This is a genomic window from Buttiauxella ferragutiae (assembly GCF_022637515.1).
GTDB lineage: Bacteria > Pseudomonadota > Gammaproteobacteria > Enterobacterales > Enterobacteriaceae > Buttiauxella > Buttiauxella ferragutiae.
The window spans coordinates 150,473-164,158 of the sequence record NZ_CP093332.1; the positions used below are offsets into that span (position 1 = coordinate 150,473).

Genomic DNA, 13,686 nt, shown 5'->3' on the forward strand with positions numbered 1-13,686 from the left:
ATCCACCCTTTTATTTCCCGTTATAATAAGCCTTTGATCGATTTGATAATCGATGAGAAGGCTTTATTTTTCAGCGACTTTTTCTTGTATGTCATATACAGCGTGATATCGGGAATAATAAACTCATCTTTAAACGTCACCGCTGAAAGATTATAAGTCGACTTGAATTTTTCATAAGCTTTAAAGGGTACTAAAGCCAGTAAAGAGGAATTTTCTGCCACGGAAAATAATGTCGTTAATGACGGTGTGGAAAATTGATAGGAAAATTTCCCGTGCTGCATTTCGATGGTGTTTTTAATTTTTCTGGCTGCCAGTGAATTGCTTGATATTGATATGTATTTTTCTTTTTGTAGTGAGTCAGAGTCCACTGGTCCGTTGGCAAGATGATGATTTTTACTGCAAATAAAAATCAATGAGTCGTGATAAACCACCTCGCTGGCATAGGCTGGATTATGGTTTTCATTGATATCCAGCACAATGTCAGCATATTGTTTCGATAAAATATCGTCATCTGTGACTTCTACTCCATATTGGTTGACGTGTTGAATACTGTAGTTTTCATTATTTTCATAGATGTTATTGACCAACAATGGGAAGACGTTCCATGAGTAATAATTAGAGCAATAAATAACATAATGGGTTTTGGTATCAGAAGTGACAACATGCCCCACGTAATCAATAAAAGGTTCGAGTTTTTTCTCTATCTGATGATGGAGTTCGTTGGCAAGCAATGTGGCTCTGAGAAGATTATTTTCTCTGATAAACAATGAATCATCAAAGTAGGTTCTCAGCTTCTGTAAGGATTGGCTGATAGCCGATGGCGTAACCTGCATTTTGGTTGCAGCCTTGGTCATGCTTTTGTGTAAATACACCATCTCGAACACGATTAATAAGTTCAAATCGAAATTCTTTATTGCATCAAACTTTCTTGATGAGTCGCTACGCATAACGTCACCTTGCAGAAAATAGCGTTAAAATTTATATGTTTTTTATGGTTAAATGTATATAACTAGCTGATTTTAAAGTATTTTAATGCATTATGTTTGATCTAAAATGCTGATGGTTACTTCTAAAGCATAGAACGTTTTATCTGCTTTATTCTAAAAATAAGCATATTTAAATGTCTTCAATTGTCAGGGTTATAATATTATTTTTTAATTCATCTTATTCTGATGGATAAAGAGTGAACTCGTCACCCATCAGGTTTTTATTGTCAGGCGAAAGTGTTATTGGCAAATTAACGCCATTTCTTTATTTAACAAGTAAGGTCGTAAATAACCCACTGTGTTGGATAACGGCAACACATCGTCGTGAAGTTTGATATTTAATACATCGCGAATGTAGGTGCGACGCTGTTGAATACGCTGCCAAACTTCTGGATACAGTGCGGCTAATTGCAAGCGCAAAGGTTCATCGGCAAGGGCAATAGTGTCTTCAATACTGGCTCCGGCGTAACCCTGGCGCGATGGGATAATGTCGATTTGCAGCAACATTCCGCTGGATAAAGGAATATCCGATGCCGGGTAAATCGGTGAACAGAGCCATTCTTCATCGGCAACTAAATGGCCAGGGTTCAGGTGCCAGTGGTATTCATTTTTCGGCAAAACACCTTCAATCAGTTCATAGACTTCGTGGCCTTTCACACCGACGCGCATATGTTCCAGCCAGTTCACCACCGTGTGGTAATAAGGGATGGCGACCACATCGAGATAATCACGGACTTCTTCAGCAAGTTCGCTGGCGTTGTTCACTACATATGCCGCGCGGCTGGTTAAACCGCCTTTGTAGCTGACGGTGAGCGAGAATTTGTCGCCAGCCTGAATCTGTTTATCGGCAGGATATAAATTGGCGTTGGCAAAACGCTCGCCAGTTGCGGCAATAGTCACAACGTTATTAGCTTGTCCGTCGGCGGCCAACAATGCCGCAATCGACTTTTCAGTTTTACCCAATTCAACCGCATTCAGTGCCGTTAGCGCGGCACTCGACGCCAGGTTTGCGCCGTATTCATAATGGGCGATTTCGTTGGCGTTATTGATGATACGAGCGCCATCACGCGGTGAAATAAACAGCCCGGTGGCATTGAGCAGCTCACATTCGGAAGTGAGTGCGGCCTGAAGTGCCTGGAAAATAAATGTCGGAATATCAAACAGTGACGGGTTGTTATCGTGGGTTCCGGTGAACAGTTTCCAGCCAGCGATGCCAACGCGATGTTGCTCGCGAAGCCCGGCCTGTTGCAGTACTTCGCTCAGTGAAAGCGTGGTGTCCATCGGTTGGTTGGGCAATGAAAACCACGGAGCGTGAACCACACGGGCTGGAACTCTGGAGTGCCTGGCGAGCTTAAGGTTTTCATTACCGAGTACCAGCACCGCTTCACCGCTTTTATGCAGCACCAACAAACCTTCTTCAAAGCGCGGGATGAAACCGGTCAGATACTCAAAGTTCCCGCCATGTTCTTTGTCGGCATAGATGACCAGCGCATCCAGGTTCTGTCGCGCCATTGCCTGCAAAATTTTGCTGCGGCGTTGTTGAAGGGTCTGGTCATTTAACACAACGCTCGGCACGTTGAGGTAAATCTCGGGTTGTTTGATGGTGGCAAGCGTAATTGGCATGGGTCTGTCACTCCTTTTTCTTTACCCTGAATAAACGTTAACTTACCACCTGGCTAATTTTGAGCCTATCCCGGTAACCGAGTTTTGGGACGACCAGGACCCAGTAACAAGGCCAGCTTGTTGCCGCCCTGAGTGGTTTCCATCAAAATTTTACATACGCTGGTGAGCGGCACTGAAAGCAGCATGCCCACCGGGCCGAGCAGCCAGCCCCAGAACAGTAACGAAAGGAAGACCACGAAGGTCGACATCCCGAGGCCACGGCCCATCATGCGCGGCTCGACAATATTCCCCAACACCATATGCACCGCAAGGAACAGTGAGCCGACCATAACCATTTCGTAGGTGCCGTTAAACAAAAATGCCTGAATCATTGGCGGGATAGCGGAAATAACCGAACCAATATTAGGGATGTAATTCAGCAAAAAGCCCAATACGCCCCACATCAGCGCAAATTGCACACCCATCAACTCCAGCCCGAGCCAGATAATCAACCCGGTCCATAGGCTAATCAGCGTTTTGAGTGCCAGATAATGCGTCACACCTTTGAGTGCGCGATGCAGGCTGGCGATATGAATTTTCGGGTTGGCCAGAGAGAAGCGCAGTTTATACGGAACGTGGCGCACCTCGAACAGCATAAAGACCACGGTCATCACCAGCAGTAAAATGCTGGCCATCGCGCCGGAAAGCCCGGTCATCAGCGTTGTGGCGTACGACATCACTTTCTCGGAATCCATGCGCTGCAACATGCGCTCGGGCGATAATCGCAGGTGCATAAACGGCAACATCTTTTCGAGCTCAAACACCTTTTGCGTCAGCATCTTGTTGTATTTCGGCAGCATATCGATGAATTCACTCATTGACGCGGCCAGCACCCCGACCAGCATGGTGAGCACAATCAACATCACGAAGACCACTATCGAAATAGCCAGGGGTCGGTTTACGCCACGGCGAATAAACCAGGTGACCAGCGGGTTTAGGACGATGGCGAAGAACAGTGCCAGCAAGAGCTGGACAATGATGTCTGCCGCTGCATGAATCCCGGCGAGAATAACCACCAGTGCGGCAAGTTTTAGCAGAATATGTAGCCCGGTTTTATCGGGTTCAGGAGCGACCATCGGGAGATCCTATGCGCGGAGAATCTTCTTAGTGTAGCGCTTCGTTTTTTTCTCACGGCAGGGCAACTCTGAAATACTGGTGCTGAAATGTGAAACCTGAAGTGTATATACTGAGGAACGCTGTTTTAAAAGTGAATGACCATGCCTGATCTCACACCCACCCCCGCATTAAGCAGTTACCGTCTTAACCTACAGATTGTCTCTGTAGTGATGTTCAACTTTGCCAGCTATATGACGATTGGCCTGCCGCTCGCGGTATTGCCGGGTTACGTTCATGACGTGATGGGCTACAGCGCGTTTTGGGCGGGGCTGGTGATTAGCCTCCAGTATTTCGCCACACTGCTGAGCCGCCCGCACGCCGGGCGTTACGCCGATATTCTGGGCCCAAAAAAAATCGTTATCTTCGGTTTGTGCGGCTGTTTCCTCAGTGGCGCGAGCTACATGCTGGCGGCGTTTGGTAGCGCATGGCCGTTGGTTAGCCTGCTGTTGCTCTGCCTTGGGCGCGTCATTTTAGGGATTGGGCAGAGTTTTGCGGGTACCGGTTCAACGCTTTGGGGCGTGGGTGTCGTCGGGTCGTTGCATATTGGACGGGTGATTTCCTGGAACGGTATTGTGACTTATGGCGCGATGGCGATGGGCGCACCGCTTGGCGTGCTGTTCTATCACCTTGGCGGCCTTAAACTGTTAGCGGGAATCATTATGGCAGTGGCGCTGATAGCCGTGCTGCTGGCGCTTCCGCGCCCGGCGGTGAAAGCCAGTAAAGGCAAACCACTGCCATTTCGTGCGGTGCTTGGGCGTGTGTGGCCATACGGAATGGCGCTCGCGCTGGCATCGGCAGGGTTTGGGGTGATCGCCACGTTTATCACCCTGTTTTACGATGCCAAAGGCTGGGACGGCGCAGCCTTCGCGCTCACGCTGTTTAGCTGTGCTTTCGTCGGCACGCGTTTACTTTTCCCTAATGGGATTAACCGCATGGGCGGTTTGAACGTGGCGATGATTTGTTTCTCGGTCGAGATTATTGGCTTGCTGCTGGTAGGGTTGGCGGTTGAACCGTGGATGGCAAAAGCCGGTACATTCCTGACAGGGGCGGGTTTCTCGCTGGTGTTCCCGGCGCTTGGCGTGGTGGCGGTGAAGATGGTACCGCAACAAAATCAGGGCAGCGCGCTGGCAACTTACACCGTGTTTATGGATTTATCGCTGGGGATTACCGGGCCGTTGGCGGGGTTCGTGATGGCGTATGCGGGTGTTTCGGTGATTTACCTGGCCGCGGCGGCTTTGGTTTGTATCGCATTACTGATGGCGTGGCAGTTAAAAAAACGGCCCCCGATTGAGCAACCGGAGGCCGTGTCATCATCACAGCAGTAACAGAAAATAATTACTTAATGGTGATGGTGTTAATGATGTTTTCAGCAGCCGTTTGCGCCAGTTGCTGGTTATCAGCAGGCAGTGTGATTTGCATAGTTAACAGCTGGTTATCAATTTTACCCAGGATAACCGACGAGTAAGCTGTCTGGCCTTTTGCTGAGATAATAGTGTCTAACTGCTGCAGCGTGTGGCCTTTGATCTCGATAGATTTATTGGTCACAACTTGCAACTGTGGGTCACGGGCACGCTGTTGATCTTCAAGACGTTTCGCCAGAGCTGACAGCTCTTCAGAAGTATCATCGCCAACAATCACAATCACCGCTTTCTGACCAGATGCATCAGAGTAGACGTGCATGTTGTTTGACTGAGTGCCCAGTTTACCGCTCTGGTCAGTCATCTCCGCAGGCAGTGCAAAGCTGATTTTCCCATCCAGCAAACTGACGGGCTGACCGGTTGCGCTGCTTTGTGCCGCTTCATTCGCAGTGGCTGTTTTGCTGTCATTGTTATCGCAAGCGGCCAGGCCTAATACCAGCAGGCCAATACCGACATATTTTACCAGATTACCCATGACTTCTTCCTTTACGTTAGCAAGCCTTCGCGGCTGATTTCAGCATCTTATCACAAGATAATTCAACCACCGTCAACCCGGCTGCAACGCCGAACTTTCAGACTTATCTGCCAAACGTTTCAACAACATATTCAGTAGCACGCCGTACATCGGCAGGAAGAATACAATGCTGATTAGCACTTTAAAGCAGTAATCGACGATGGCGATTTCTACCCAATGTTGCGCCATAAAGGCATCCGGGCTGCGCCAGAAAGCAATAAAGAAGAATGACAGTGTGTCGCTGATATTTCCGAAGAGCGTGGATGCCGTTGGCGCAAGCCACCAGTAGCGGCTCTGGCGCAGGCGGTTAAACACGTGCACATCCAGAATCTGCCCCAATGCGTAAGCCATAAAGCTGGCAACAGCGATACGGGCGACGAACAAATTGAAATGCAAAAGTGCGTCGAACCCTTGCCAGGTACCCATATAAAACAGCGCGGAAATACCGTAGGAAATCACCAGCGCGGGCAGCATCACGGCAAAAATAATGCGTCGAGCCAGCGGTGCACCAAAAATGCGTACCGTCAGGTCGGTTGCGAGGAAGATAAACGGAAAGCTAAACGCGCCCCAGGTGGTATGGAAACCAAAAACCGCGACCGGTAATTGCACCAAATAGTTACTGGAAGTAATCACCAGCAAATGGAATAGCGATAGCCAGAACAGCGCTTTAGTGCGCTGAGTAGAATTGAACTGCGTCATTTTGTAGCCTTTTTAGTGAAAGGGGTGAGGGAACCCTGGTCTTTTTTAAAGCGGGGGCGATGATACTGCTTTAACCCCGCATTGCAATGGTTAATTTTAGCGCAATCGTTCACGTGACTTGCGCGATAATCTGCCGGGGGTAAACTAGCGCGGTTTGTTAAATACGAGACCGCTGATGACCGATCTTTTTGCCAATCCTGACCACACTCTTGATGCTTTGGGCCTGCGCTGCCCCGAACCTGTGATGATGGTGCGTAAAACCGTGCGCAATATGCAGGCCGGTGAAACGTTACTTATCATTGCTGATGACCCCGCGACCACGCGTGACATCCCCGGGTTTTGTGTTTTTATGGAACACGAGCTTATTGCTAAACAAGTGGAATCATTGCCTTATCGCTACTTGCTGCGTAAAGGGCAATAAAACCGCTTCAGCCCCTGGCGTCTTGCTTCGGGCTTCTGAACCCGCTTTACATCTGCTTTGAACCCCAATTTCATTTTTTGTCACTTTTTGTGAAGTGCTTCACCCTCGCTTTTCTCCACGTAGTCTAGTTTTTAATCTACAAATTAAAACATTGTTTTACTTCTTATCTCAAATTTCTACCTCTGCTGGAGCGACCCAATGAAGAAGACCTTTCTGCCTGCTTTTGCTGGTTTATGTCTGTCTACCGCGTCCGTTCTGTTTGCTCAAACGGCTTGCGCCCAGGTGATTAAAGCTGCCGACGTTCATCCGGAAGGTTATCCGAATGTGGTCGCGGTGCAGCATATGGGTGAAAAACTCAAACAAGAAACCAATGGTGATTTAGAGATCAAAGTGTTCCCGAGCGGTGTGCTGGGCGATGAAAAACAGATGATTGAACAGGCGCAGATGGGGGCGATCGACATGATCCGTGTGTCGATGGCACCGGTTGCGGCGATCCTGCCGGATGTTGAAGTCTTTACCTTGCCGTATGTGTTCCGCGATGAAGATCATATGCACAAAGTGATTGACGGCGATTTAGGTAAAGAGATTGGCGCTAAGCTGACGAATAACCCGAAATCCCGCCTGGTGTTCCTCGGCTGGATGGACTCAGGCACGCGTAACCTGATTACCAAAAATCCGGTGGTGAAACCTGAAGATCTTAAAGGGATGAAAATCCGCGTTCAGGGTAGCCCAGTGGCTCTGGCAACGCTAAAAGACATGGGCGCAAACTCGGTCGCAATGGGCGTGAGCGAAGTGTATAGCGGGATGCAAACCGGCGTTATCGACGGCGCGGAAAACAACCCACCGACGTTTATTGCCCACAACTACATGCCGGTCGCCAAAAACTACACGTTGAGCGGCCACTTCATTACCCCAGAAATGCTGCTTTATTCCAAAGTGAAGTGGGACAAACTGACGCCTGACCAGCAGCAAAAAATCCTTACCCTGGCGCGTGCTACGCAAATGGAACAGCGTGAACTGTGGAATGCTTACAACAAACAAGCGCTGGAAAAAATGAAAGCCGGTGGCGTTCAGTTCCACGAAATCGACAAAGCCTGGTTTGTGAAAGCCACTGAGCCGGTGCGCAAAGAGTATGGCGATAAGCATCAGGACCTGATGAAAGCTATTGCTGAAGTTCAGTAGTTATTATCGCTAACCCTTGCGTGGAGGGGATCTTATGTCCCAACGCTACTCAGATTTGATGGATAAGGTTTATTTGCTGGCGATGATTATTGCGGGGTTTTCACTGTTAGTGATGACGGTGATTATTCCGATTGGCATTTTCTCGCGCTATGTCCTGAACCGTGGGGAGTCCTGGCCGGAACCGGTAGCGATTATCTGCATGGTGACCTTCACGTTCATCGGCGCGGCGGTGAGTTACCGCGCCGGTTCGCACATCGCAGTGAATATGCTGACAGACCGTCTGCCACTGGCGTTGCAGACGTTTTGCGCACGCATTGTTGATCTGCTGATGCTGCTTATCTCGCTGGTGATGTTCTATTACAGCTTCTACCTGTGCGCCGATTTATGGGAACAGCCAGTTGCTGAATTCCCGCTCCTCACTTCCGGCCAAACCTACCTCCCGCTGCCTGTGGGCGCGATCTTACTCATTCTGTTTGTTGTCGAGCGCTTGCTGTTTGGCTCTCAAGAGAACCGCCCAATCGTGTTGCTGGGTAATCACGGTTAAGACCAGGGGATAACATGGACGCATTTATTTTATTAGCGACACTTGCGGTGCTGCTTGCAGTGGGAATGCCCGTGGCCTTTGCCGTTGGGCTAAGCGCCATTGTCGGGGCGTTATGGATAGATTTGCCGCTGGAAGCGATCATGATTCAAATCACCAGTGGGGTGAATAAATTTACCCTGCTGGCGATACCGTTCTTCATTCTGGCCGGGGCGATTATGGCGGAAGGCGGTATTGCCCGCCGCCTGGTGAACTTTGCTTATATCTTCGTTGGGTTTATTCGTGGTGGTTTGTCACTGGTGAATATCGTCGCTTCTACGTTCTTCGGCGCAATTTCCGGATCGTCCGTGGCGGATACCGCATCCATCGGTAGCGTGATGATCCCGGAAATGGAGAAAAAGGGTTATCCGCGCGAATATGCAGCAGCGGTCACGGCGAGCGGATCGGTGCAGGCGATTTTGATCCCGCCGAGCCATAACTCGGTGATTTACTCCCTGGCGGCAGGCGGTACGGTCTCTATAGCCACACTGTTTATCGCGGGTATTTTACCAGGATTGTTGCTGGGTTTCTGCCTGATGGTGATGTGCCTCGGCTTTGCCCATAAACGCGGTTACCCAAAAGGTGAACGCATTCCCTTCAAACAAGCGGTGAAAATTTTCTTCGATGCGCTGTGGGGTTTGATGACGGTGGTCATTATTCTCGGCGGGATTCTGACGGGGGTATTTACGGCGACAGAATCGGCGGCGGTGGCTTGCGTCTGGGCATTCTTCGTCACCATGTTTATCTACCGCGATTACAAATGGAATGAGTTACCAAAGCTGATGTTCCGCACGGTAAAAACGGTCTCTATAGTAATGATTTTGATTGGTTTTGCGTCGGCGTTTGGCGCGGTGATGACTTTCATGCAGTTGCCGTCACGTATCACGGAATTTTTCACTTCGCTGTCTGACAACAAATACGTGATCCTGATGTATCTCAACGTCATGCTGTTGCTGATTGGCACCTTGATGGACATGGCGCCGATCATCCTGATCCTCACGCCAGTTTTGCTGCCGGTGACCAATTCGCTGGGCATCGATCCGGTGCATTTCGGTATGATCATGATGGTGAACCTCGGCATCGGTTTGATTACTCCGCCAGTCGGTTCGGTGCTGTTTGTTGCCAGTGCGGTGAGTAAACAGAAAATCGAAGTGGTGGTGCGCGCCATGTTGCCGTTTTACGCCGTGTTGCTGGTGGTGCTGGCGATGGTGACTTACATTCCGGCGGTTTCGTTGTGGTTACCGCATATGTTGGGCATGAATTAAGGCAAAACGGTGGATGACGCTTGCGCTTATCCACCCTACAAAACCAGATGTTCCGTAGGTCGGGTAAGCGCAAGCGTCACCCGACTTTTTTATTTTTTGCGCAGCAACCGCAACGCATTCGCTGTAACCAGTGCCGTCGCGCCGGAATCGGCTAACACGGCAAGCCACAGGCCGGTGAGTCCCAGCAGCGTGGTCACCAGGAAAATCCCCTTCAGTCCCAATGCTATAGTAATGTTCTGGCGAATATTGTTATGCGTTGCGCGGGCGAGGCCAATCATGCTGGCGAGCTCGGTCAGGCGGTTGTGCGTAAGCGCCGCATCTGCGGTTTCGAGCGCCACATCCGTGCCGCTACCCATTGCGATGCCGATGGTTGCCGCTTTCATGGCTGGCGCATCGTTGATGCCATCACCCACCATCGCCAGAGATGAACGGGAGTTGAGTTCATTCACCACGCTGACTTTATCGGCAGGTAGCAGGCTGGCGCGGTAATCCATGCCTAATTCCCCAGCGATGGCTGCTGCCGATCGCGGGTTATCGCCAGTTAACATCACGCTCTGCACCCCGATTTTTCTCAGGTCAGCAACAGCCTGTTTAGCATCGCTACGCAAGGTATCTCGTAGTGCAATCGCGCCGAGTAAGCGATTTTGCTGCACCACCGCAATCACCGTTTGGCCTTCAGCTTCAAGCTGGGTAATTCGCTGCTGCCAGCTGGTGTCGAGAATGTTTTCTGCGAGTTTACCCGGTGCGCTCAGGAGCACGGTTTCGCCGTTAATAGTGGCTTCCACCCCAATACCTGCTAGCGCGCGGTTGGCGCTGGGCACCGGTAATGCCAGCCCACGGTTTTGTGCCTCACGAACAATGGCTTGTGCTAACGGGTGTGACGAACCAAGTTCTACCGCCGCCGCCAGTGCCAGCAGCTCGTTTTCATTAATCTCACCATTCATTTCAATGGCGGTGACCTGCGGTTTACCCGCGGTCAAGGTACCGGTTTTATCGAAAGCGATATGCTGAATTTTACCGAGGCGTTCAAGTGCGGCTCCGCCTTTGATTAATGCACCGCGTCGAGCGGCGGCGGCAAGCCCGGAGGTAATCGCCGCAGGGGTAGAAATCACCAGCGCGCATGGGCAACCAATCAGTAACAGCGCCAGCCCTTTGTAAATCCACTCATCCCAGCTTTGCCCGAAAAACAGTGGCGGGACGACGGCTGCCAGTAACGCAATGGCCATGATAATCGGCGTGTATATCCGGCTGAAACGGTCGATAAAGCGCTCTATCGGTGCACGGCGTTCGTCTGCTTCTTCAATTAAACGCAAGATGCGGTCGATGGCGCTGTCGCCGGGTTCTGAAATCACTTCGAGCTGCACTAACCTGTCGACACTGGTACTGCCCGCAGGCACTTTCTCGTCTTGCTGGCGTTCGACCGGAATAGATTCGCCTGTTAGCGCGCTTTCATCAAAACTGGCGAATGGCGTTAGCAGTCGGCCATCAGCAGGTAAACGCCCGCCAGCAGCCACTTCAATGACATCGCCCGGGCGTAACTCAGCCAGTGCGATAGCTTCGCGCTCGCCGTTTCGAATACGGGTAGCGACTTCCGGTTTCAGCGCCATTAGCGCACTGACACCACGGCGTGCGCGGCTGGCAGCGTAAGATTCCAGACGTTCGCCAATTAAGAACAGCAGCAATACCATCGCGGCTTCGGCGGTCGCGCCGATAAACAGCGCGCCAATGGCTGCGACGCTCATCAAGGTTTCAATGGCGAACCAATTGCCGCTGCGTATCAGGCGCACCGCCTGGCGGGCTATCGGCCACAGGCCAACCAGCGTGGTGGCGATAAACGCGAACTTGCCGAATGGATGGTTAAATTGTTCAAGAGTCCAGCTCAGCGCCATCATCACGATCAGCAACATGAGTGGTAAGTTTTCGCGCCAGCTGGATGTTTTCTCCGCCGGGGCGGCGCTATTTCGCAGGTTGTATCCGGCGGCTTTTACCGCTTTCTCAACTTGCGGGCGAATATCGCTACTCGCAGTCACCAGCAGTTTTTGGGTGGCGAATAGCACCTGCACGCGCTGGACATCCGCCAGTTGCTTCACCGCATTTTCAACTTTGCGAGCACAGGCGGCGCAGTCCATGCCATCAACCAGCCAGCTATAACGCTCACCGGTGTCAGGAATGGTTTCTGCTTCCGGTGCTGCGTTGCAGGTGTCGTTGTTACAGCAGGAGGACGTTTGCGCAGGCAATGGACTGAGCTTTGCTTTAGCAAATTGCGGTGGTTTTTGGGAGTTGAGCATGTGCCCTCCTGGGTAATGATAATGTTCTCATTACCCATGTTACTCTCTGGAGTTGACTCCAGAGTCAAGAGGGAAATTTTCCAGATTAAGTTCGCGGCATTTGTAGGTCGGATAAGCTTGCGCCATCCGACACTGTTTAGCCTCAAATGTACAACGCGCGGACAATCATAAAGTGCCCGGCAAAATAGCAGGCCGCGGCGATAGCGCTGTCGCCCGTAAAGCGGCGGCGATAGTGGCTACCCAACCAAACAATATTGCCTAAAAGCAGTAGCGCGGCACCCACAAAGGCCGAGAAACTTGGGCGCGTTGGCAGGTAGAAATACAGCTCACCGGCCAGCCAAACCATCACCAGCGTCATGCCAATAAACGTCAGAATCGGCCAGCGGAACGTTTCGAGTCGCGTCCAAATCACTGCCACTAATAACGCCCCCACCACTAACAAAATCAGCGGTAAAGGCCAGAACAAACTAAAGGTCATCTGACTGGCAAAATAGAGGGTATACAGCAGGTGAGAGAGGAAAAATGCCCCGATGGCGTACAGCATGCGCTGAGTGGGCAGCAGGGTGAGAGCGTCACCGAGCAGCGTTGCCGCAAGCCCCGCGAGGATCAAATAGCCTGTTGCGTTGAACATTGGCGCTTGCCAGGCCAGCAGTAATAAAAGTAAAAGGGTGACAGGTTTGAAGACCCAGCGTTGCCAGGTTGGCCCGCGATAGGAGGCATCAACGTAGAGCCAGCCGGAGAGGAATACAGCGATAAATGACCAAAGCATGGCTTGTCCTTAGGGTATTAAATTAAAATGTACCGTACTAAAAGCAAGATTCTACCTGTCAGTCTAGTGACCAATAGCGCCAGATGACAATATTCTGAGCGGCAGGGTATTCTTAAAAGTGCCTGACAATACGAGATAAATCTATGAGTAAAATGCCACTTTTCTTCATTGCTGTTGTGGCGGTAATCATCGTGGCGGCATCGTTTCGCTTTGTGCAGCAGCGTCGTCAGAATGCGGAAAATGATGCAGCGCCAGTGCTGCAAAGTCATGTGCAGGTGGCGACGAAACGCGAAACGCCAGGTAATGAACGTCGCTCACGGCAACGTGAAGTCACGCCGGTTGAAGACTCGATGCGTTATGAGGTTTGGTTTCGCCCACTCAGCGGCGGGTTGGATCTGAAAATGCGTGTGGCGGCGGTGCAGTATCATGCGATGAGTGTCGGAGATACGGGGACGTTGCAGTATAAGGGGACGCGGTTTGTTGGCTTCATCCCCGACCCCCAATAGGATGACTTTACTTGCCCTGGCGGAGTTTCTTCTGCCAGACCAGCAACTCAAACACCCCAAAGATGAAAATCTTAATTTGCTGAGCACGGCTCAACGGCGGGCTATCTTTCGGTTGGGTTGATTTCAGCAGCGCCAGCTGCATACCGTGCATCAACACGGTGAAGATCAGCGCGACGTTAACAAAGATATTCAGCGGCCGTGGGAACGGCTGGAAAATATTTAATAACAAAAATCCCCAAACGCCCAGCATCAACAAGCGGCCTATATTAATCAGCATGAT

At 50.7% G+C, this 13,686-nt stretch carries 14 protein-coding genes; 6 read left to right on the forward strand and 8 right to left on the reverse strand.

Annotated elements, in window-relative coordinates; translation table 11 throughout:
* Positions 1–20 precede the first annotated feature (20 nt).
* From MNO13_RS00630 to MNO13_RS00640, 3 genes are all read right to left on the reverse strand, one after another.
* Entirely contained in the window at positions 21–947 is a 927-nt protein-coding gene (locus tag MNO13_RS00630; RefSeq protein WP_241939422.1) for a LysR family transcriptional regulator, read from the reverse strand.
* A gap of 279 nt (positions 948–1,226) precedes the next feature.
* Positions 1,227–2,609, reverse strand: coding sequence for a M24 family metallopeptidase (locus MNO13_RS00635; protein ID WP_133522161.1), 1,383 nt, complete (start codon positions 2,607–2,609; stop codon positions 1,227–1,229).
* A gap of 65 nt (positions 2,610–2,674) precedes the next feature.
* Positions 2,675–3,724 (reverse strand): AI-2E family transporter, encoded by a 1,050-nt coding sequence (locus MNO13_RS00640; RefSeq protein ID WP_064542292.1) that lies wholly within the window; start codon positions 3,722–3,724, stop codon positions 2,675–2,677.
* A gap of 141 nt (positions 3,725–3,865) precedes the next feature.
* Between MNO13_RS00640 and MNO13_RS00645 the strand changes: the two genes are divergently transcribed.
* Positions 3,866–5,089, forward strand: a complete 1,224-nt coding sequence (locus MNO13_RS00645; protein ID WP_064542547.1) for an MFS transporter — start codon at positions 3,866–3,868, stop codon at positions 5,087–5,089.
* A gap of 10 nt (positions 5,090–5,099) precedes the next feature.
* Here the strand turns inward: MNO13_RS00645 and MNO13_RS00650 are convergent, their stop codons facing one another.
* The gene (locus MNO13_RS00650) at positions 5,100–5,657 is read right to left on the reverse strand and encodes a DcrB family lipoprotein (RefSeq protein ID WP_064542296.1); all 558 of its coding nucleotides are present in this window, start codon (positions 5,655–5,657) and stop codon (positions 5,100–5,102) included.
* 72 nt (positions 5,658–5,729) lie between these two features.
* Positions 5,730–6,395 (reverse strand): 7-cyano-7-deazaguanine/7-aminomethyl-7-deazaguanine transporter, encoded by a 666-nt coding sequence (locus MNO13_RS00655; protein WP_064542299.1) that lies wholly within the window; start codon positions 6,393–6,395, stop codon positions 5,730–5,732.
* A 175-nt stretch (positions 6,396–6,570) separates the two neighbouring features.
* On the opposite strand from MNO13_RS00655, the gene tusA reads away from it, so the two are divergent.
* The 4 genes from tusA (at position 6,571) to MNO13_RS00675 (ending at position 9,843) form a co-directional block, all read left to right on the forward strand.
* Positions 6,571–6,816, forward strand: a complete 246-nt coding sequence (gene tusA / locus MNO13_RS00660) for a sulfurtransferase TusA (protein WP_064542301.1) — start codon at positions 6,571–6,573, stop codon at positions 6,814–6,816.
* Between the two features lie 198 nt (positions 6,817–7,014).
* Positions 7,015–7,998, forward strand: coding sequence for a TRAP transporter substrate-binding protein (locus tag MNO13_RS00665; RefSeq protein ID WP_064542303.1), 984 nt, complete (start codon positions 7,015–7,017; stop codon positions 7,996–7,998).
* Positions 7,999–8,032: 34 nt separating this feature from the next.
* Positions 8,033–8,542 (forward strand): TRAP transporter small permease, encoded by a 510-nt coding sequence (locus MNO13_RS00670; RefSeq protein WP_241939423.1) that lies wholly within the window; start codon positions 8,033–8,035, stop codon positions 8,540–8,542.
* A gap of 14 nt (positions 8,543–8,556) precedes the next feature.
* The gene (locus MNO13_RS00675; RefSeq protein WP_064542309.1) at positions 8,557–9,843 is read left to right on the forward strand and encodes a TRAP transporter large permease; all 1,287 of its coding nucleotides are present in this window, start codon (positions 8,557–8,559) and stop codon (positions 9,841–9,843) included.
* An 89-nt stretch (positions 9,844–9,932) separates the two neighbouring features.
* Here the strand turns inward: MNO13_RS00675 and zntA are convergent, their stop codons facing one another.
* Both zntA and MNO13_RS00685 read right to left on the reverse strand, forming a co-directional pair.
* Positions 9,933–12,131, reverse strand: coding sequence for a Zn(II)/Cd(II)/Pb(II) translocating P-type ATPase ZntA (gene zntA, locus MNO13_RS00680; RefSeq protein WP_241939424.1), 2,199 nt, complete (start codon positions 12,129–12,131; stop codon positions 9,933–9,935).
* A gap of 142 nt (positions 12,132–12,273) precedes the next feature.
* Entirely contained in the window at positions 12,274–12,900 is a 627-nt protein-coding gene (locus MNO13_RS00685; protein ID WP_064542315.1) for a lysoplasmalogenase, read from the reverse strand.
* A gap of 143 nt (positions 12,901–13,043) precedes the next feature.
* Between MNO13_RS00685 and MNO13_RS00690 the strand changes: the two genes are divergently transcribed.
* Positions 13,044–13,406, forward strand: coding sequence for a DUF2500 domain-containing protein (locus tag MNO13_RS00690; RefSeq protein ID WP_064542318.1), 363 nt, complete (start codon positions 13,044–13,046; stop codon positions 13,404–13,406).
* 7 nt (positions 13,407–13,413) lie between these two features.
* On the opposite strand, the gene MNO13_RS00695 is transcribed toward MNO13_RS00690, so the two are convergent.
* Positions 13,414–13,683 carry a DUF1145 family protein gene (locus tag MNO13_RS00695; RefSeq protein ID WP_064542321.1) on the reverse strand — a complete coding sequence of 90 codons (270 nt, stop codon included), beginning with the start codon at positions 13,681–13,683 and terminating at the stop codon, positions 13,414–13,416.
* Between the last annotated feature and the right edge of the window lie 3 nt (positions 13,684–13,686).

Coding starts and splice junctions, on each gene's coding strand:
- MNO13_RS00630 (WP_241939422.1), bottom strand. CDS start 947: ATGCGTAGCGACTCATCAAGAAAGTTTGATGCAATAAAGAATTTCGAT.
- MNO13_RS00635 (WP_133522161.1), bottom strand. CDS start 2,609: ATGCCAATTACGCTTGCCACCATCAAACAACCCGAGATTTACCTCAAC.
- MNO13_RS00640 (WP_064542292.1), bottom strand. CDS start 3,724: ATGGTCGCTCCTGAACCCGATAAAACCGGGCTACATATTCTGCTAAAA.
- MNO13_RS00645 (WP_064542547.1), top strand. CDS start 3,866: ATGCCTGATCTCACACCCACCCCCGCATTAAGCAGTTACCGTCTTAAC.
- MNO13_RS00650 (WP_064542296.1), bottom strand. CDS start 5,657: ATGGGTAATCTGGTAAAATATGTCGGTATTGGCCTGCTGGTATTAGGC.
- MNO13_RS00655 (WP_064542299.1), bottom strand. CDS start 6,395: ATGACGCAGTTCAATTCTACTCAGCGCACTAAAGCGCTGTTCTGGCTA.
- tusA (WP_064542301.1), top strand. CDS start 6,571: ATGACCGATCTTTTTGCCAATCCTGACCACACTCTTGATGCTTTGGGC.
- MNO13_RS00665 (WP_064542303.1), top strand. CDS start 7,015: ATGAAGAAGACCTTTCTGCCTGCTTTTGCTGGTTTATGTCTGTCTACC.
- MNO13_RS00670 (WP_241939423.1), top strand. CDS start 8,033: ATGTCCCAACGCTACTCAGATTTGATGGATAAGGTTTATTTGCTGGCG.
- MNO13_RS00675 (WP_064542309.1), top strand. CDS start 8,557: ATGGACGCATTTATTTTATTAGCGACACTTGCGGTGCTGCTTGCAGTG.
- zntA (WP_241939424.1), bottom strand. CDS start 12,131: ATGCTCAACTCCCAAAAACCACCGCAATTTGCTAAAGCAAAGCTCAGT.
- MNO13_RS00685 (WP_064542315.1), bottom strand. CDS start 12,900: ATGCTTTGGTCATTTATCGCTGTATTCCTCTCCGGCTGGCTCTACGTT.
- MNO13_RS00690 (WP_064542318.1), top strand. CDS start 13,044: ATGAGTAAAATGCCACTTTTCTTCATTGCTGTTGTGGCGGTAATCATC.
- MNO13_RS00695 (WP_064542321.1), bottom strand. CDS start 13,683: ATGCTGATTAATATAGGCCGCTTGTTGATGCTGGGCGTTTGGGGATTT.